Raw genomic sequence first — 20,405 nt, forward strand, 5'->3', positions numbered from 1 at the left:
GTTTTTTGTTTTAAAAAGAACCTCGTAAGGAGTTCTGAATTTTAAACATTATCGAGGTTGATGTGAACTAGAGTGATTACCGAGGGAAACTGTCGGTCTAATTACCGAGCGACTTTGTCATAATCACTTTAGCTAAAGTCAATTCCAAACCAAGATTAAGCACCCTCCCCGCCCAAACACTATCAATTTTGGCAACATCTCTCAATCCCTCTCCTCACGCTAAACACCCTTCCGAGGAATATCCTGCTGGGCACCCTCAAATTCATCCCAACCCCCACCCAGTGCTTTAAGCAATGCTGCGCTGGCAACCAAACTTCGGCCAGTGATATTGAGGCTGCGTATATCCGCATCCAATGCTGTTGCTTGTGCCGTGACTACATTCAAGTAGCTGACTGTTCCTGCTATGTACTGGTTATTAAAGAGTGTGACGGATTCCTGCGCAGACTGCGCCGCTTCACGTTGTACTTTGGCTTCATCATTCAGGATGCGTAATGTCGCAAGGTTGTCTTCGACTTCCTGAAATCCAGTTAGAACAACCTGCCGATAATCAGCAACGCTTTTGTCAAATAAAGCAATTGCCTGCTCTTTTTGCGATGACCGCACTCCGCCGTCAAACAATGTCGCAGCAATGTTCGGCCCTAAAGACCATACTCGCCTCGGCAGGGATATCAAATTGGAAAGCATGGAACTTTGATATCCCGTTGAGGCACCGAGAATTAAAGTTGGAAAAAATGCAGATTGGGTGACCCCTATTTGAGCATTTGCGGCCTGAACGCGGCGTTCCGCTGCTGCTATATCAGGGCGCCTCTCCAGCAATTCAGACGGAAGCCCAGCAGGAAATTCAGGCAACTTTGGCAGAACTGTGCTTGGTTTGAGCAAAAAATTGGATGGTGCTTTTCCGATCATCACAGCGATCGCATGTTCAAGCTGTGCTCTCTCTACGCCAAGATCGATCGCTTGAGCTTGGGTAGACCTTAATTGTGTATGTGCTTGAACAACGTCAGAACGTCCCACCATGCCAGCTTCATAGCGATTTTGAGTAATTTCGAGCGACCGCTTATAGGCTTTAGCTGTTTGGTCCAGTAGTTTACTTTGTGCATCATTGATTCGTAATTGAAAATATGTCTGCACCAACGTAGATTGAACACTTAGCAGTGCCGATTGCAGGTCTGCGGCACTGGCTTCAGCTGAAGCTCGATTTGATTCGACGGTGCGTCTGATTCGCCCCCACAAATCGACCTCCCAGTTGGCATTCATTAAGAGCCGGTTTGTATTGGTAATGGCTCGGGAAGCATCGCCGGGAATGGTTACCCCAGAGTTGGTTGAGCTTGTGCCTTGTCCCCGTGTTTGAGCAAAGCTCCCGGATACTGTTGGGAAGTATCGTGCGCGCGCGACACCCAGAAGAGCGAGCGCTTGTCGATATTGCGCTTCAGTGCTTTGTATATTTTGGTTAGAGATTGATACTTGTTGCACAAGCGCATTTAGTTGGTTGTCACCATAAATCTCCCACCAGTTGCCACGTAGCGTGTGATCTCGAGGTTCTGCCAATTTCCAAAGATTTCCTTCTTCCTTGAAAGTGGTTGGCGTTATGACGACAGGTCGTTTGTAATCTGGTCCTACAGCACATCCGCTTAGACTTAAAAATACCAGTACACAAATAATATTGTTAGTTTTTATCAAAATTAACTCCTGAAGTTTTTTCAACTCCGTAAAATTTTTTTAGATGCCTATATTTATGTTCGTTGCGCTGTTTTAAGTGATTTAACCTGGGGCCTTTGCTTCCAAGTATTTTGACACCATAGCCTAAATCGATCGAGGTACAGGTAGACGACGGGGGTCGTGTATAGCGTTAGTAATTGACTTAAAATTAGTCCACCGACAATAGAGATACCCAGAGGTTGGCGCATTTCGGCCCCCATGCCTGAACCTAAGGCGAGTGGTAAAGCGCCAAACATGGCGGCCATGCTGGTCATCATGATTGGACGGAAACGTAATAGACAGGCTTCATAGATCGCATCGCGTGGACTTAAGCCACGTTGCCGTTCGGCTTCCAGAGCAAAGTCAACCATTAGAATCGCGTTCTTCTTAACAATGCCGATCAATAGGATGACGCCAATCAACGCCATAATACTAAAATCCATTTTGAATGCTAGCAACGCTAGCAGGGCACCTACTCCCGCCGACGGCAGCGTTGAAAGAATGGTTACAGGATGAATAAAGCTCTCATAAAGCATACCGAGTACAAGATACACGGCAATCAATGCGGCAAGAATGAGCAATGGTTGATTGGCAAGTGATTCCTGAAAAGCTTTAGCTGTCCCCTGAAAACTTCCCTGCACAGAAACGGGTACGCCGAGCTTCGCCATTGCATTCTCAATTTCCTGCGTAGCTTCTGAAAGCGACACGCCTTCGGGAAGGTTAAATGCAATCGTCGAGGCAGCAAACTGGCCCTGGTGGTTAACGACCAATGGCGTTACCTTCTCTTCCCAGCGGGCGAATGCGGCCAATGGTACTTGCAAGCCTCCGGGCGCAATGAAAAATACGTCCTTCAGTGCTTCCGGGCTTTGCAAATATTGCGGGGCGGCTTCCATTACCACGCGATACTGGTTCAATGGGTTGTATATCGTTGATACCTGGCGTTGGCCGAACAAATTATTCAATGTCGTATCGATCAGCCTTTGCGTTAATCCCAGCCGTGAAGCAGCATCGCGGTCGATAATCAGCGAGGTCTGCCTACCGTTATCTTGTTGATCGGTATTGACATCTGTAATTTGCGGTAATGCTTGTAATGCTTGGCGGATGAGGGGCTCCCAAATACGCAATTCATCAATCCTGTCTGCCTGGAGCGTGTATTGATATTGCGCGTCTCTGGAGCGACCGCCGACTCTAATATCCTGTACCGCCTGAAGAAACAATTTGGCACCGGGTTCATCGCCGAGCTTGCCGCGCAACCGTGCAATAACCTTGTCGGCGGATATCTTACGTTCAGCCAAAGGCTTTAGCCCAACGAACATTCGTCCCGTGTTTACCTGTCCTCGCGTTCCTCCGGTAAAACCTACGACACTTTCCACCGCAGGATCCTGGCTGACAATATTCACAAAATTAGCAAGCTTGACTTCCATGGCTTGGAAAGAAATGCTTTGATCCGCTTGAATACCACCCGCCAGGCGGCCGGTATCTTGCTGTGGAAAGAAGCCCTTGGGTATAGCTATATAGAGGTATACATTAAGGCAAATTGTAGCTAATAATATGCACAGCGTGATGCGACTGTGTGCGAGTGTCCAATCGAGCGATACACGGTAGCCGTTCAATAGCGCATTGAAGATTCGCTCACTTACCCGAAGGAAACGCCCTTGCGGTGACGCAGAGCGTGGACGCAATAGCCGTGCACACATCATGGGTGTCACAGTAAGCGATACAACCAGAGACACCAGAATGGCCGCCGATAAAGTTATTGCAAATTCTCGAAACAGCCGCCCGACGATACCACCCATTAACATAATTGGTATGAACACGGCGATCAAGGACAAGCTCATTGATAAAACCGTGAAACTCACCTCGCGCGCTCCTTGTACGGCCGCTTTAAATGGCTCAACACCGTTGTCGATGTGGCGAGAAATATTTTCCAGCATCACTACCGCATCATCCACCACAAATCCGGTGCAGACAGTCAGAGCCATAAGCGAAATATTATTCAGACTGAAACCGGCCAGATACATCACGCCAAAGGTGCCGATCAACGATACTGAAACCGCGACACTTGGGATTAGAGCAGCTCGAACGTCGCGCAGAAACAAGAATACAACCAACATCACCAGGGCGATCGAAATCAACAGTGCGTGCTCGACTTCACGTAATGATGCGCGAATAGTTGGCGTGCGATCCGACACCATTGTCAGAGTCATAGCTGGCGGTATAGAAGCGCGCAATAGCGGCAACAATTTCTTCACTTGATCAACGGTTTCAATGACATTAGCGCCTGGCTCCAAACGCAGTATCAGTATCACTGCCGGTTTTCCATTGACTAATCCGGCATTTCGAATGTCTTGTACCGAATCCACGACCTGAGCAATATCGGCAAGACGGACGGGGGCACCGTTTCGATAAGCTACGATTGCCGGAGTATATTCAGCAGCAGTTTTGGCTTGATCGTTAGCCAATATCTGCCAGTGCCGGTCTCCATTTTCAAGTGAGCCTTTAGGCCTGTTAGCGTTAGTGGCAACGATTGCAGCACGGACATCCTCTACGCCGATGCCATATTTGTTCAGGGTACTCGGGTTAAGTAATACGCGCACGGCAGGTAGTGAACTGCCGCCTACAGTCACCTCTCCCATCCCTTTAACCTGAGATATCTTTTGAGCGAGGATAGTTGATGCCGCATCATACATCTGCCCTCGATCCATCGAATCTGAGGTAAGAGAAAGAATCATAATGGGCGCAGAGGCTGGATTGGATTTGCGGTAAACCGGGTTGCTGGGAAGGCCGGTGGGCAGGAGATTTCGCGCTGCGTTCATTGCCGCCTGAACGTCATGAGCAGCGCCATCAATGTCGCGGTCAAGATCGAATTGCAAAGTGATTTGGGTTGCACCCAGCGCGCTGGATGAGGTAATTTCATTAACGCCCGCGATAAGACCAAGTGATCGTTCAAGCGGTGTAGTTACCGTGGCAGCCATCGTTTCCGGGCTTGCTCCCGGCAAGGATGCCCGCACCGAAATTGTCGGAAAATCTACTTGTGGTAAGGATGCTACAGGAAGCAAAGTAAATGCAATGATCCCAGACAATACGATGCCAAGTGCCAATAGTGTCGTGGCAACCGGGCGATTTATGAAGATTTCGGACAGGTTCATGGCAACAAGACCAAGTTACACCTTAAGCATGCTTGGCAATCGGGGACGATCTGAAACGTTGCACACACCGATCAAAAGCAAGATAAATGACCGGCGTAGTAAACAGCGTTAATGCCTGGCTGACCAATAACCCTCCCACCATAGTGATGCCGAGAGGATGACGCAACTCAGACCCAACGCCGGTACCGAGCATTAATGGAAGTGCTGCAAGCAAGGCACACAGGGTCGTCATCAGAATCGGCCGAAATCGTAACAAACAGGCTTCATAGATTGCCTCGCGTGGTGCTTTGCCATGCTTACGTTCAGCATCCAGCGCAAAGTCGATCATCATAATGGCATTTTTTTTAACAATGCCAATGAGCAGAATGATACCTATTACGCCGATAATTCCAAGGTCCGTGCGCGAGATCAATAGTGCTAATAATGCGCCGACTCCAGCAGAAGGTAGAGTGGACAGAATTGTGACTGGGTGAATGTAGCTTTCATAGAGCACGCCCAGAACAATATACATGGTAATGATTGCCGCAAGAATCAGTAGCAACATGTTGCTCAGAGAAGCTTGGAACGCCAAAGCCGCTCCCTGAAAACCGGTTTGAACACTAACCGGCAGTCCAATTTCTTGTTCCGCAGCACGGATAGCTTTCACTGCGTCGCCCAACGATACACCGGGTGCCAAGTTAAACGAAATAGTGGAAGCTGGAAACTGATCAATATGGTTTACAGAAAGCGGTGTTGAACGTTCTGAAATACGAGCTATCGACGATAACGGCACTTGACTACCATCCAGCGATACGATGTAAATTCCATTAAGAGCCTCCGGCCCTCGTTGAGAATCAGGCTTAACTTCCAGTACTACACGATATAGGCTGGATTGAGTGAATATTGTTGAGATCAATCGCTGACCAAAGGCATTGTATAAGGTGTTATCTATTGCTGCAGGCGTTATGCCAAACCGACTGGCGGTGTCACGGTCGATCTCGACATATGCCTGTAAACCTTGATTCTGGAGGTCGCTGGCGACATCAATGAGCTCCGGCAATTGGCGCAGTCGCTCGAGTATTTTAGTCGCCCATTCGTCCAACTCGTCAGGATTGGCATCTGCGAGACTGAACTGATATTGAGTGCTGCTTACCCGCGTCTCTATGGTTAAATCTTGTACTGGCTGCATATACATCTCTATTCCATGTACCTGTTCCAGACTGTTTTGCAGGCGACGAATTACGCCACTAGCGTCCTCGTTACGCTCACTCTTTGGTTTGAGGTTAATCAACATACGGCCACTGTTTAACGTGGCATTCGTGCCATCAACACCAATAAATGACGATAAGCTCTCTACCGCAGGGTCTTTCAGCACAACTTGAGCAAGTGTTTGTTGACGTTCGGCCATGGCCGCGAAAGAAATTGACTGTGGAGCTTGCGTCATACCTTGAATCACACCAGTGTCTTGCACTGGAAAAAATCCTTTTGGTACAAATATATATAGAATAACACTAAGGCCAATTGTAGCCACAGCCACCAGCAACGTAGCAAACTGACGGTCAAGCACCCAATTGAGCATGACACCATAACGCGCAATTACGTTATCGAAAAAAACGCCGCTCTTACGGTAAAACTGACTTTGCTCGGCAACTGGCACATGTCGCAGTAATTTCGAACACATCATCGGCGTGAGGGTAAGCGATACCACAGCAGATATCAGAATAGCCACTGCCAATGTGATAGCAAATTCGCGGAATAGCCGGCCGACTACATCACCCATGAACAGCAATGGAATCAGTACAGCGATCAGCGAAAAGGTCAGCGAAATAATGGTGAAACTTATTTGTTCAGCGCCCTTGAGCGCGGCTTGTAAGGGCGGATCACCAGCTTCAATATAACGCGTGATATTTTCAATCATTACGATTGCGTCATCCACCACAAAACCAGTGGCAATAGTTAACGCCATCAGCGTCAAGTTGTTGATACTGAAACCAGCCAGATACATCACGCCAAAAGTGCCGATAAGCGATAGAGGCACGGCAATGCCGGGGATGATGGTGGCGTACACGCTACGTATAAACAGAAAGATCACCATCACCACCAGCGCGATAGCAAGTAGTAGCTCAAAGCGGACATCTTCCACCGATGCACGGATTGTAGTCGTACGATCAGTGAGAATTTTGACATTTATAGCGTTAGGTAACGAAGCTTGCAATTGCGGCAAAAGCGCCTTGATATGATCCACCGTTTCGATGACATTGGCTCCGGGTTGACGCTGAATATTCAGGATCACAGCACGCGTCTGGTCAGACCAAGCAGCAAGATGCGTGTTCTCGGCACCATCAATGGTGTCAGCAATGTCACTTAATCGGATCGGGGCGCCATTACGCCAGGCGATAATAAGATTTCGGTATTCTTCGGCGGATTTGAGTTGGTCATTGGCATCCAGGGTTGAGGCCCGGGCCGCGCCATCAAAGCTTCCTTTCGCAATGTTTACATTGGCATTCCCGATTGCAATGCGAATGTCGTCGAGGTTAAGACCCGTTGCGGCAAGAGCTGTGGGATTAGCCTGGATGCGTATAGCGGGCCGTTGACCGCCGCCGACACTTACCAAGCCAACGCCAGGCAACTGCGATAACTTCTGCGCCACGCGGGTATCCACCAAGTCTTGCACTTTCGGCAGTGGCAGCGATTCGGACGTGATCGCCAACGTAACGATAGGCGCATCAGCAGGATTGACCTTGCTGTAAACCGGCGGCATCGGTAGATCATCAGGCAAAAAAGAGGAAGCAGCGTTAATTGCTGCCTGCACGCCTTGTTCGGCTACATGAAGACTGAGATCGAGTCCGAACTGTAGTGTAATGACTGAAGCTCCGCCTGAACTGCTGGAAGACATTTGGCTCAAACCGGGCATTTGCCCGAACTGGCGTTCCAATGGTGCGGTAATTGAAGATGTTGTTACGTCAGGGCTGGCGCCGGGGTAAAAAGTAGTCACCTGAATAGTCGGGTAATCAACCTCCGGCAAGGCTGAAATTGGCAATAAGCTGTAGGCCAGTATCCCTGAAAACAGGATGGCGACCATTAGCAGCGAGGTTGCTACTGGCCGGATAATAAACTGTCGTGAAGGGTTCATGCCCCGTCTTTGCTCTCAGTCGGGGATTTCCGCCTATTTTGGCGACTATCACCTTTAGGTGGATCTTTTTTTTCTCCGCCTCGTTCGCCAGGGGAAATTATCTCCACTTTTGCGCCCTGATTCAGCTTGTCTGCGCCGTCGATTACGACTTTCTCGCCAGGAACCAAGCCTTTCTCGACTGCTACAATATTGCCCGAAACTTGTCCGAGTATGACCGGTCGCATGCTCACTGTCTTGTCCTCATTCACTACATAGAAATAAGTGCCTTCTGTACCATGCTGGGATGCTGAAGTCGGAATTAAAGTCACCCCCTGTTGAGTTTCAATGCGCAAGTGGACGTTGACAAACAGATTCGGAAAAAGAGTGTTGTCAGAATTTGTAAATTCTGCCTTAAGCTTGACTGTGCCCGTAGTCACATCAATCTGGTTATCTACCGATTGCAGCACGCCGGTAGCCAATCTTTTCTTATTATCGCGATCCCAAGCTTCAACTGTAAGCTGTTGATTATCATTAATCTTACTCATCACATCAGTAAGATGGTCTGAAGGAATAGAGAAAATGACGGTAATCGGCTGGGTCTGAGTAATAACAACTAAACCGCCAGTATCAGTGGCGCGCACCATGTTACCTGTGTCAACCAAGCGCAGCCCAAGTCGGCCAGCAATCGGTGCCGTAACTTTTGTGAAAGCAAGCTGGAGCTTGGCATTATCCACCAGAGCCCTATCTGTTTTCACATCACCCTCATATTGTTTTACCAGCGCTTCTTGCGCATCGACCTGTTGTTTAGCGATCGAATCTTTCGCCAGCAGGCCGCGATAACGAACCTGATCAAGCCGCGCAATGGCAAGTAAAGACTCATCCCGCATTAGCTGTCCGTTCGCTTGATCGAGTTGCGCCTGAAAAGAGCGCGGGTCAATTTCTGCAAGCAAATCACCAACCTTCACGATTTGGCCTTCACTGAACGCAACGCGAATAAGTTGGCCGTCGACGCGGGGTTTGACAGTTACGGTATTGCGCGCTGTGACAGTGCCTAACGCGTTAATCACCACATCGATATCTCCGGTCCGGGCGGTTGCAACCGTCACAGGCAGAGATCTGTTTGCACCATCTTTGCCGCCACGCTTAACTGACGGCGCTTGCTTTTCTTCCTCCCCGGAAGCAGATAAAAAAATTGTTAATACACCGATGACCACTAATAATCCGCTCGTAATCCAAAGGACTTTATTCTTCATTCAGGGTTCCTACCGGTAATTTGATGCATTTTTGGCGACCTATATTACAAATTCAACAACAAGACTTTCAACGAACCAAATTAAATGGAGTGCGTTTTTTGGATAACGGGAAGACAGGTATTACTTGTATTTAGTTGCGTATGGCCATTTGTATATTCTCTACACTCAACTGGACTGCGAACCGATACTAAAAAATTTTTTCTTGCAGCCTGTTGGACTGAAAGAATTTAAGTGAAAATCAGCTAGGCATAGAGAAATTTTGCTTGCTTCACCTTGCGGTAAAATGCCTGCTTACCCGAGTGCCACTAAGTTAAGCCTTTTTTGCAAAGTTAGACTATTGTAAAACCCGCGTCAACACTGACTTAAATTGTTATTTTATATATGCTAATTAGCCTTAACTTAGTGCCATTCGGTACTGCTCCCTTTTTACGATAACACCAGCCCCGGTAGTCATAGCGTTCAAAGGAAATGGCAATTCTATAGGAAAGCCAAACAGCTTCTGGGTGCCATGGAAAGGAAGTGAAACGCTGTAACAATTCGAAAAGCTGCGAAGCTATGCTCAGAGTAACAGTCTAAAAACGTCATTTATTCTTCCTTCGTTAACTTGACGCCACTTGGGACCCGGCTGTATCTTCTTCGCATTGATATAAACCTCCTTTTGCGCATTATCGGGCTCTTTGAAGTGTCCGCAAATCGGGGTAGAACCCCCTGGCGGCGGCCCTGTGTGGACCGCCGCGTAGTTGGTTATGGCAAAATCAGCGATGCCGGCGTTTCTTGCCACTCATGTCTTCCAGCTCAGCGCGTTGTTCATCGGTGAGAATAGCATTGATCTTCGCACGTTGCTGGGCTCTTAAGACAATCATATCGGCGTTAAGATCGCCCTGAGCGTCCGCGACCGTACGCACCGCCGCTTCATCAAACGGACTTTGCTTCGTCAGCGATTTCAGCTGTTCGCGATTCGCCTGCATCTTGTCACGTTGATCGCTAATCTGCTGTTTAGATGCTTCCATAATGGCCTCAATCTGCGTGCGTTGGTCATCTCCGAGGTTAAGCTTTTCGGCCATGCGGTCCACGTTAAATCCCTTGTCGCCATGCTTATAACTCGCACCCATGCGATGACCACTGCGCTCACAATCCGGCCTATCGCTGAGCTGCTTGGCGGACACTGTCGCACCAAGTCCCAATGAACTCACGATCAACACACTTGCCAACAGTGCTTTTGATGACTTTTTCATAATTAATCTCCTATATCTGTTAGTGATATGCTTTGTGAATCAAAGCATGCTGCCAGAATAGTTAATTTCGGCGTCAAAGTGTGTCGCAGCTGTGTAAGATTGTGTAAAGATAGGTAATTATTGGAAAAAGGGTAATTACTTATACCTCCCATTATGGCAACATTAGTGCAGGTTTGTTGATTAAGATCGGAAATATGCCATGAACCGAATACTGCTGGCGGATGATGACATTGAGTTGTGCGTGATGCTAAAGCAATACCTGGAAGTTGAAGGTTTCCAGGTGGGTATGGCCCATGACGGCGAGTCCGCATTGAATCAGGCCCGAACAAGCGACTACGACATGGTCGTACTCGATGTGATGATGCCGCAGCTGAATGGCTTTGATGTATTACGCAAATTGCGTAAAGACTCTTTATTGCCGGTGCTGATGCTAACGGCCCGCGGCGAGGATGTGGATAGCATTATCGGCCTTGAGCTGGGCGCTGACGACTATCTACCAAAACCTTGTAACCCGCGCGTATTGGTCTCCCGCATCCGCGCCATACTCCGGCGTATACAATCACAAAAACAACACGGCGAAGAATCAGCGCCACCGGAAATATTGAAACTCGATGATCTCGAGGTTCAAACCGGGTCGCGCACAGTTGCTCTGAATGGGCGGCCTGTCACCATGACGAGCACAGAGTACAGTGTCCTTGAAGTGCTACTGCGTGAAGCCGGCCATGTCGTGTCCAAGACGGAATTATCAGAACGCGCCCTGGGCAGAGAGCTGACGCGTTATGACCGCAGTATCGACATGCATCTCAGCAGTTTGCGCAAAAAGCTTGGTCCACTTGCCAACGGCGAGGAAAGAATCAAAACCGTTCGTGGTGTTGGCTACCAGTACACACGTTGATGATGAACCGCCTCTTCTGGAAAATTTTTCTCTCCTTCTGGATTTCGCTCATCCTGTTCGCCGGCGCCAGTTTGCTGGCAGCTTCGCTCTTTCTGGAGCGCACGCACGCGCAGGATGAGATCGAAAGTCCACGCGACCGGCATTTAACCTATATCAACGAGGCTCGGTTAGTCGCGAAAAGCGAAGGAATTGAAGGGCTGAAATCGTGGCTGAAAAAACTGGACCGAACCGAGGCAACCCCCTTTTTATTGATCGATAGAGCAGGCAAGGATTTACTTGATCGCCCCATATCATCCCATCTCGCGGAACACCTGGATCGCAAAAGGAAATCACAGCGTTCAATAGATAAAAGACGATCGCATAAGCGCCATAACCTGATTCAGGTGTCCGGCGCCGGCGAATACCTGTTGGTGCCAGACTTTCAGGCGGTAACCCTGAATAGAGTACTGAGCAGACCGCGAGTCATCGCGCTTCCCCTCATCGTGGCCGCGATTGTCAGCGGACTGGTCTGCTTTCTTCTGGCTGGATATCTCACCAGGCCTATACGGCGACTCAGCAATGCGACTCATCAATTCGCTGCCGGCAATCTCAGTTTGCGAGTCGCGTCAACCATGGGTAGGCGCCGGGATGAAATCGCCGATCTCGCCCGTGATTTCGACCATATGGCCGAACGCCTGCAAATTCTCATCGGCTCACAAAAACAGTTGCTCAGCGACGTTTCACATGAACTGCGCTCACCGTTGGCTCGGCTGCAGGTGGCATTGGGGCTCGCGCGTCAACGCCAACAACATCAGACCAATGCCGAATTGGATCGCATCGAGCACGAAGCCGAACGTCTGAATGAATTGATCGGACAGCTTTTATCACTCACGCGCCTGGAGTCTGATACCCGGCTCGCCCATTCAGAGCCGGTTGATGTAGCCGCCCTCGTGGCAGAAGTGGCTGAGAACGCGGATTTTGAAGCGCGTGCCGCGAATCGACAGGTGCGCACCATCAATAGCTTGTCGGCAACCATCGAGGCCAACGAACCCCTGCTGAGAAGCGCCCTGGAAAATGTAGTGCGCAACGCAGTAAGACACACGGATGAGAATACCTCGGTAGACATCACCTTGCAGCACGACCCTGAGCACCCCGGCTGGCTGCTTGTTCAAGTACGCGATCATGGTCCCGGCGTGCCGGACGATATGTTGACGAAATTATTTGAACCCTTCGTGCGCGTGGGTTATGCCCGCGACAGGGAGAGCGGTGGGTACGGCCTGGGATTAGGGATCGCGGAACGCGCGATACACCTGCACGGTGGCGTAATGACCGCAAGCAATGAACCCGATGGCGGGCTCAACGTACGCATTCGATTGCCACTTAATCAGACCAAATAAACACTGGCGATGAGTATCTGGAGAACAGCAAATATTTTACTACTTAGGCGGTAAAGTCCTTTTTAGAGTGACAATCTCAGAGCGACTCAACTCAGCGTAGGTTCAAAGACCAGTGATTATCTGGAAATACCCCCGCATCCTGATTTCCGAAGGCATCCCATATACTGAGAAAATAAATAAAATTGGTCTCTATGGTCTAGCGAAATGCCTCGCTGTAATTGTTCACAAACCCTGTCCCATCTCCGTTCAAAGTCTACTTGTTTACACAAAGGCTTGCATGACAAAGATGATCAGCAGCGTGAGCGACGTTAAGCCTATTCCAAAGCCGATGATGCGACGGCGATTAAATTGCGTCCAAAGTACGACACCGGTTAATGACAGGAAGATAATGCTGCCTGCCAAAGTGTCTGCGAGAAGTACCCAAGGTATGCCAACACCGTTACCTTTGTGCAGGTTGTTCAATGTACCGAATACGTTTTGATCATTACGCTTGACTGAGACGAAGGTATTACCGACCCAATGTTCCGCCTGCAGGTTGACTTGAGTCCCTTTAAAAGTAACAGACCATTGCGCAGGCTGTTGCAGTGTTTTATCTCCCCATGCCACAGGTTTAGCCGGTTCACTACGTACTTGTGAGGCAGGACTATCTACAACCAATTCCCGTTGCAACCAGCTGGCCATTGCTTTTGCGTTGGCTGGTGCGGGAGTAGGCATAGGAATTTGCAGATTCGTTGTTTGAGTTTGGGCAGCCGGTATTTTCAAAATGGTACGATGATTCAGCAAAATACCAGTCACGCCAAAGAGCAAGCCTATGGCCGCACCCCAGAGCCCTATCCAACCATGTGTCTTGCGTAACCATTTCAAGAAAACGGAACGCCGTGAACGTGCGTCACGGTTTTTTGTATCAAGTAGACTTTTATCAGCGACTTCTTCTGGGCTGACACTGTTAAGTTTAATAAACTGATCGATTGTCGACATGTGATTATTCCAGAATAATTTATTATGGTGTACCCCACATATGTACCAGGATGTAATTACAACCTGTTAAATGTGTGCGATCAGTTTCATCCGCGTTGTCAGTATTCAACCGTTGAATTACGGTATCGAGATCGAACAGTAACGTACGCTGGCCGTCCCTAGACATCAAATTTTGAATCCAGAAAACACAGGCAGTACGCACGCTGCTTGTTATCGGCATAAGCTGATGCAACTCGTAGCTGGGTAATTCTTTACCGCTTGTGATTTTTGTGCAAAGGCTGAGCTGGAGAGATGATGTAATGCCAAAACCACCAATAATGCGGATGTGATATTTTGAACTCCATGAGCTCCCCTGTTTTCAAATTCATAAAAAGTGGCTGGCTGGTGAACAACACGTGGCTGGCTTAAAATCAAATAGAAATTTAGATTAATTTAATGGGCAATATTTATTCGTGAGCTTCGTACTTCCCTTTTACGATGGCACCTGTACGATGCCCTTATGCGTGATCAGATATAACTACGGTGTGGCATACCTTTCAACTGCGAACTAGTGCGAGAGACCCTATATAAATGCACGCCAAAGTTTTAAGCTGAAACAAACACATCCTAAATGTTGCTAAAGTTAAGTAGCCGCATGATTCGGTTGTGGATGCAATGGGCTGCCGGATTTATTTTAAAAAACTGAGCGTAACTGTATGATTTTCGCCAGCGTAAGCTTTACCCTCAAATTCTCCGGGGTGGTTTTCTTTGTGCTTAGCTTCAGCGACATAAAGCCCGGGCTCTAACAGTGAAAAAGTCGTTTCTCCATTGTCGTCTGTGCGAAGTGGTTTTTCCCAACCGTTTGGCGCAATAAGAACAATTTCAGCCTTGGCCAGTGGCTTGCCCTTAAAACTTAAACTCAACTTGTTTGCGTTTAGTTTTATATCCAATGGTAAGTTGCCCCCTTTGCCCTGCCGTGCATACAAAAAGCTCTTTCGCGCAGGCGTAGTCTGATCTCCTTGTGGAGTACGAATTGGCTGTTTGAGTGCTTGAACTAGTACCGTAGCGCCACCTGGAATTTCATAGTACTTGCTGCTGCGCTTTGCAGAGACAGACTTTTCTTCACCAGACGCGTCAACAATGGTAATCATTGGTGTGACGACATTGTCTAACTTACCTGGTGAGGCTTCCCGCACGTTATTACCATATTCGCCGTAATAAAGTTTGCTCTCAGTAGTATCGCCCTCTAACCATAGCGCGTGTGCGGCAGAATTGAAGCTAAGCATACTACTCATGGCAACGGCAAGAATCGTTAGTGTTGTTTTCATTAATAAATTCCTTTTCTCAAAATTAATGTGCAGGTTGAGCAGAATTACTTCTGCCGAATTCGGCAGGAAAGATCGTACTCACTTCAATTTTTTTTCTAATTCATTTAAAACCTCCTGTTATCGTTATGTATAAAGTTACCAACTTAATAAATTCGGATTAATTGCCATCAGATTGAATTAGTTTCGTTCGGTTACTTGTTCAGGGATGACTTTATGCAGTCAAGAGCAATTTATTGCTCTGAGTTATCCGAAGCAGATAAATACGTCCTGCATGTTCAATTTCGATTTCACATTTAAGTTGAAACAAACTCTCACTCTTAATGCGGATATTTGAATTGGTATTAGTTCTTGAAGCCAAAATTAACATTGTGTTAGTAGCCTCTGTTTCACGTTGAATTGCCATAGCTATAAAAATATATACAGTAGTAATAATACGAACGATTCGTATTATTACTACATTTTACAATGAATGCAATTGTTATTATCCATAACATCCATAACTTAGTGCGGGGTTGATATAAAATATGGCGAATCTACATGAGACTTATATTATTTTCAGTCAAAGTGACTGCAAATGTCTCTATCTATCATCGTAATGCACAAACTCTAGAAGCCTGTCGGACGTATTGAATCGTAGCGATAATTAAGTTGAGAGAGGATAGATAATGAAAATTTTGCAGTGTGATAATTATTCTATTGCTCAATAGAATATCGAAATCTACCGTGCTCAGCTCAATTTTCAGCTGTTTTCATTTAAGCCCGACAGGCCGCTAGTGATGCAGATATACATAGAATGTAGCAAGCTGCACAACTGGCCAGTATTACCAATAAACATAAACTGACCAAGGAGAAGCTCGTACTTTGATGCCCTGCCTGGACTGTCTAATCGTACAAGCTGATGGAAAGTTTTCAATTCACTATGTTGCTCTGTGTGCAAAACAATCTATATGGCGCAGTTATACTTACTGATATTGCCAAATTCACGACGCTGAGGGAAATTCTAGGCCATGGTACCCACCAGAAATTAATTGAATTAGCCAAGCATATTCATATTTTTGTTCGCGAAGCGGATACCGTAGTATGAACAGGGAGCGATGCGTTTGTTGTGTTGCTTGAAGAAGTAGCAGCACAAGCCGGATAAGCCTTACCCAAGGCGCCTTCATCGTTGAAAAATTTTGAGCCGCCTTTTTTCTCCCCTTCCAGATAAATAACAACAAGCTTCACAGATCACCCAGTACTGGGATACACCTGTATCGCGGTAAGGGTAACACTGCTGGCAGTTTACTAAAGTACACGGTTAAAGAAGCACAGCATATGCGTGTCCCACCAGAGCCATCAGAAATAGCGCGGAGGTGTCAGCCAAGTACCGACAGGTTCAAAATTGCTGCTGTTACGTACCATCGTATGGCTGTTTCATCACAGTCACACTGTTACCAGTACGTCGCTTTGCGATTCATCCAGGACACGCTTAGTATCACTGCCCAACAGCAGTTCTTCAAAAAAACTTTCACCGTGCTTGCCCATCACGATCAGATCACAATCCTGTTCCTGCTCTTGCTCAATGATACGTGAGGTTGGATCGCCATGCAGGACGAGCTGGTGGGTTTCATAGAGCGACAGCCCAGCCTCTTCACACAGAGCATGGAGTTTTTGGATAGCTTCCTGTTTAGCAACGATACGATAGTGATTGATGGTGTCCTCGTCCACACTGGCGTAGCGCAATTGCCCCTCGAAGGGAACATCATAGACGTGCAACAGCACGATGTCGGCCTTTGGGGCGATGCGGCGTGCGTGCAAGATCGCGCGAAGCGACGAGGGCGAAAAATCAACGGGCACAAGGAGCCGACGGTAAGGTTCGTGGGGAGCTTGCTTGACCACCAGTACGGGGCACGTCGTCGTGCTCAAAACTCGCATCGCCGTCGTTCCCAGTAAAAGGCGCCGAATGACGCTTTCCCCTTTGGCGCCACAGACCAACAGACCGGTAGCCAGACTTTTGCTCTCCTTGGCCAGTTCGGCCAACAAGGAACCAGCCACCGCACGCGTGCCCACCTCCACACCATAACGTTGCTGGAGAGAAGCCGCCAAGTCCTGAAGCCGTTGCCGAGCGGTATCAAGCACCCGCTGTTCCATATCGCCTTGCGTGGTGTCCATGAATTGCCGCAGCCGCTCTAAGGGCGCGAGATTTGCCACATGCAGCAGATCGAGTGGCGCGGCCGTGTCCTTGCTCACGAGTGCAGCACGTTCCGTGGCGTGACGGGCGGGAGCCGACAAATCAGTGGTAGCAAGAATTCGCGTGAGCGATGTCATGGATTTTTTTCCTGAGCGGGTTCTTTTTCGAGCACGGGTTTGTAGTCCCAATCGCGCACGTCCTGAAGCATTATATCTATATCGTCGGTCGGAATCGACAGCATCCGCAGCGCTGTCGCCCCCAGACGCAGGCTAGCTTCAATCGCTTCCGGGTAGGCATGGGTGGCGCCGGCGTCGATGAGTTGTGAGCTTGATTCGAGATCTCGTGCCCGCGCGATGACGGGGACATGCGGGCAACTGCTGCGCAAAACAGTAACGGTGCGCAACGCATAAGCATGATCATCCACCGTGATAACAACCAAGGAGGACCGTTCCACGTGAACTGCCGCTAGTAATTCTGCATCAGAAATGTCGCCATAAAGTACCGAGTGGCCGTCGGCTCGGCCCTGCGCTACCCGCTGCGGGTTAGTGTCAAAAGCTACGAACGGCACGCTGCTAGCCTTCAGCAACACTGCGATCGTGTGGCCGACACGGCCATAGCCGCCAATAACGACTTGCGGCTTGGGTGCATCCGACACCCGGGAGGCAATGCTTTGGTCTGCATCGTGGCGGACTTTTACCAATCGAGTTGCGATGGCATGATTGAAACGTATAAGAAAAGCGCCCGCGATCATTGAGAACAGGACAGCTGTCAGCGCGATTTGCCCCACGTCCAAGTCGATCACCTTGGCGTCAAGCGCGATAGCCAGCAGGGCAAAGCCGAACTCTCCGCCCACAGCCAGAAGCAATGCCGTGCGCCACGCCGCCAGGGTGTCGATCCCGCTTTTTTTAACCATGGCTGCGACCAGCAAAATTTTGCTCATCAATAGCAACAGCGCGCCGAGCAAGGCCCAATGCCATATGTGAGGAATCGTCGCTGGGTCGAACAACATGCCAATACCGATGAAAAAGAGACCGAGTAGCACATCGCGGAAGGGGCGGATACTGGATTCTACCTGGTGGCGAAACTCAGTCTCGCCCAGCATCATGCCCGCCAGAAACGCACCGAATGCCAGCGACAGGCCGAGACTGAAGGTCGTCCAAGCAGCGAGCAAGGCCACCAGTAATACGGCCAGAGTGAATATCTCGGCGGAGCGGCGCCGCGTGACGAGGTGAAACAGCGGGCGCAGCAACCAACGACCGAAATAAAACACAAGAGCGAACGCTAGTAAGGCTTTGACCATCGCCAATCCCAGTTCGACCGCCAATAATTCGGCACTCACTGCCATACCCAGCACGGGAATGACTACCAGAAAAGGTACCGCCGTGACATCCTGAAACACCGACATCGCCAGTCCGAGTCGTCCATGCGGCGAGTCCTCTTCCTTTTGCTCGGCCAATTGGCTGCCGATGATGGTGGTGGACGATTGGGCAAACACTGCTCCGATCACGAATGCCGCAGCACCAGGCAAGCCGGCCAACCAAGAGACGACGCCGACCACGATGGTTGTGAAGGCCACCTGCCCCGAGCCAAGCCCAAACACTTGATGTCGAAGTGCATGTAACTGTGGCAAAGAAAAATTCAGACCGATCGTAAACAACAAAAAAACCACGCCAAATTCCGCCATTGCCTTGAACTCTGGCACATTGACAATCGGCCCAATCGTGTGCGGACCGAGAATTACCCCGACCAGCAAATAGCCCAGACTAGTGGGGATGTGCAGACGCTGGAAGGTAAGTACAACGGCGACCGTAACGCCCAGCAACAGTAGGATATGTGACAAATTTTCCATTACGTGGATATTTCCCAGTTAAATCTGACGGCAATGAACAGCAGTATTTTATTCGCCTCTGCCAGTAGCAGTGCGCGAGAATCGTTGGAGTTTGGACCGGGAGAGAAAACATACATGATCGATACCTTTGTGAAAAGTTAAGCGTGCGCCGAAGCTGGCGCCAAGTGGTACAGCAGACGTGGAAGAAAAGCGGCCTTATAATGGCGGCGGACCGATGATCCTCTAATTAGAAATTTTGAAACGGTGAATCATTGTCCGGCCCCATTGAGTATGAGCAGGATAGTTGCTGAAGCAACTTTGGCAGCGCCGTCTCTCACGCCACCAACTCCAAGAGTTGATGTCGAAATACCCGTGAGCGATACGATTGTACATACTGCGCCACAGAAATTCTGTTTGAGGTCAAGCATGTAATGATGGTAGCGTCGACATCATGCACAGCCTAAACTCGTTGAATTATAAGCGATTTATAATTCAATTTCAAGAACCATTTCGTTAATCGCAACACCTTTATTTCGCGTGCTGCATCATCAGGCTGACGTGGTTTCTCAATATTCCTCGTTTCCAACAAGAGGGAGTTCTCATCCCATACCGTTCGTATCTGTCCACCGCGAGATAGAAAGTCTGCTCGCATTACCAGATGCAGATGATGAGTAGATACGTATAGTGGACCCTAATATTCAGACAATAAATTAAGGTGGTGACCTGTTGCAATTGAGGAACAGGATATAAGTGAAACGAAGCGCAAGAATTTTAGTGGTGAATTCAAGGCCCAGGTAGCACTTGAAGCGATCCGTGGGATCAAAACGGTGAATCAAATTGGTCAGGAATTTGGGGTGCATCCCACACAAGTTGGCATGTGGAAGAAAGAGCTGTAAGAGCAGGCATCCGGCCTGTTTGATGCCAAGCGCGGGCCATAACTGTATAACTTATTGTTTTAACTATTTTTATGCTCCTTAACTTAGTGGCATTCGGCTTTGACCACTTTAGTTACGTATTAGGTTTGGCCATCACTTTGGGTATTGCAGTTCTCCCTCTATTTTTTTATTCATATGAGTATTCGTAAATTACATAACAAAACGGCCAAGCTGGACTTCCACAAACGTAGTTCGCTTGCTCCAGCCGCTTACCTGGGCGTTAAGCTCAGATAGGCGTGCGCCACGCTTAGTGGCAATAGCGAAAAATAAAACTGCATGAAATTTTAAAGCTCGATATAACACTGGGCAGTGAAGTTCTGTATATACAACATGTTAAAAACTAGACATAGGATGCGAGTATGGGAATAATAATTGCTTGCTATGTGCGACCAAACACACCCCAAGTTTTAATTCCAAAGAGAACGGCGCTCTACTCCAGAAAATAAAATGCCCCGCAAGGAGCAGGGCACTTTATATGTTAGCTGTAGGC

Annotated in this window: 13 protein-coding genes and 1 pseudogene; 3 read left to right on the forward strand and 11 right to left on the reverse strand. The window is 48.6% G+C overall.

The genetic code is table 11. The features are described from left to right. Positions 1-219: 219 nt before the first annotated feature. From MJ770_RS07340 to MJ770_RS07360, 5 genes are all read right to left on the reverse strand, one after another. Positions 220-1,680, reverse strand: a complete 1,461-nt coding sequence (locus MJ770_RS07340) for an efflux transporter outer membrane subunit (RefSeq protein WP_239250963.1) — start codon at positions 1,678-1,680, stop codon at positions 220-222. A gap of 53 nt (positions 1,681-1,733) precedes the next feature. Then, complete coding sequence (locus MJ770_RS07345; protein WP_239250964.1) at positions 1,734-4,847, reverse strand: multidrug efflux RND transporter permease subunit; 3,114 nt, start codon at positions 4,845-4,847, stop codon at positions 1,734-1,736. A gap of 22 nt (positions 4,848-4,869) precedes the next feature. After that, entirely contained in the window at positions 4,870-7,959 is a 3,090-nt protein-coding gene (locus MJ770_RS07350) for an MdtB/MuxB family multidrug efflux RND transporter permease subunit (RefSeq protein ID WP_239250965.1), read from the reverse strand. Next, positions 7,956-9,191 (reverse strand): MdtA/MuxA family multidrug efflux RND transporter periplasmic adaptor subunit, encoded by a 1,236-nt coding sequence (locus tag MJ770_RS07355; protein WP_239250966.1) that lies wholly within the window; start codon positions 9,189-9,191, stop codon positions 7,956-7,958. The genes MJ770_RS07350 and MJ770_RS07355 overlap by 4 nt, the downstream gene beginning before the upstream one ends. A gap of 755 nt (positions 9,192-9,946) precedes the next feature. Beyond that, entirely contained in the window at positions 9,947-10,426 is a 480-nt protein-coding gene (locus tag MJ770_RS07360; protein ID WP_239250967.1) for a Spy/CpxP family protein refolding chaperone, read from the reverse strand. Positions 10,427-10,625: 199 nt separating this feature from the next. On the opposite strand from MJ770_RS07360, the gene MJ770_RS07365 reads away from it, so the two are divergent. Together MJ770_RS07365 and MJ770_RS07370 are read left to right on the forward strand one after the other, a co-directional pair. Then, a complete protein-coding gene (locus MJ770_RS07365) occupies positions 10,626-11,321 on the forward strand; it encodes a response regulator (RefSeq protein WP_239250968.1) in 696 nt (231 codons plus the stop codon). After that, positions 11,321-12,697 (forward strand): ATP-binding protein, encoded by a 1,377-nt coding sequence (locus MJ770_RS07370; RefSeq protein WP_239250969.1) that lies wholly within the window; start codon positions 11,321-11,323, stop codon positions 12,695-12,697. The genes MJ770_RS07365 and MJ770_RS07370 overlap by 1 nt, the downstream gene beginning before the upstream one ends. Positions 12,698-12,958: 261 nt before the next feature. Here the strand turns inward: MJ770_RS07370 and MJ770_RS07375 are convergent, their stop codons facing one another. From MJ770_RS07375 to MJ770_RS07400, 6 genes are all read right to left on the reverse strand, one after another. Then, entirely contained in the window at positions 12,959-13,675 is a 717-nt protein-coding gene (locus MJ770_RS07375) for a PepSY-associated TM helix domain-containing protein (RefSeq protein WP_239250970.1), read from the reverse strand. A 22-nt stretch (positions 13,676-13,697) separates the two neighbouring features. Continuing rightward, positions 13,698-13,841: a hypothetical protein gene (locus tag MJ770_RS07380; RefSeq protein ID WP_239250971.1), complete on the reverse strand. Its 144-nt coding sequence runs from the start codon at positions 13,839-13,841 to the stop codon at positions 13,698-13,700. A 502-nt stretch (positions 13,842-14,343) separates the two neighbouring features. Next, the gene (locus MJ770_RS07385) at positions 14,344-14,982 is read right to left on the reverse strand and encodes a DUF4198 domain-containing protein (protein WP_239250972.1); all 639 of its coding nucleotides are present in this window, start codon (positions 14,980-14,982) and stop codon (positions 14,344-14,346) included. Positions 14,983-15,193: 211 nt separating this feature from the next. Beyond that, complete coding sequence (gene hemP, locus MJ770_RS15625) at positions 15,194-15,385, reverse strand: hemin uptake protein HemP (RefSeq protein ID WP_445083134.1); 192 nt, start codon at positions 15,383-15,385, stop codon at positions 15,194-15,196. A gap of 1,019 nt (positions 15,386-16,404) precedes the next feature. Further along, positions 16,405-17,289, reverse strand: coding sequence for a universal stress protein (locus tag MJ770_RS07395; protein ID WP_239250973.1), 885 nt, complete (start codon positions 17,287-17,289; stop codon positions 16,405-16,407). Continuing rightward, the gene (locus MJ770_RS07400; RefSeq protein ID WP_239250974.1) at positions 17,286-19,001 is read right to left on the reverse strand and encodes a cation:proton antiporter; all 1,716 of its coding nucleotides are present in this window, start codon (positions 18,999-19,001) and stop codon (positions 17,286-17,288) included. Before MJ770_RS07400 ends, MJ770_RS07395 begins: the two co-directional genes overlap by 4 nt. Positions 19,002-19,726: 725 nt before the next feature. Here MJ770_RS07400 and MJ770_RS07405 point away from each other — a divergent pair. Further along, positions 19,727-19,873 (forward strand): annotated as a pseudogene (locus MJ770_RS07405) (transposase); the annotation flags it as partial. Between the last annotated feature and the right edge of the window lie 532 nt (positions 19,874-20,405).

This window comes from Candidatus Nitrotoga sp. M5 (genome assembly GCF_927904885.1).
Lineage (GTDB): Bacteria > Pseudomonadota > Gammaproteobacteria > Burkholderiales > Gallionellaceae > Nitrotoga.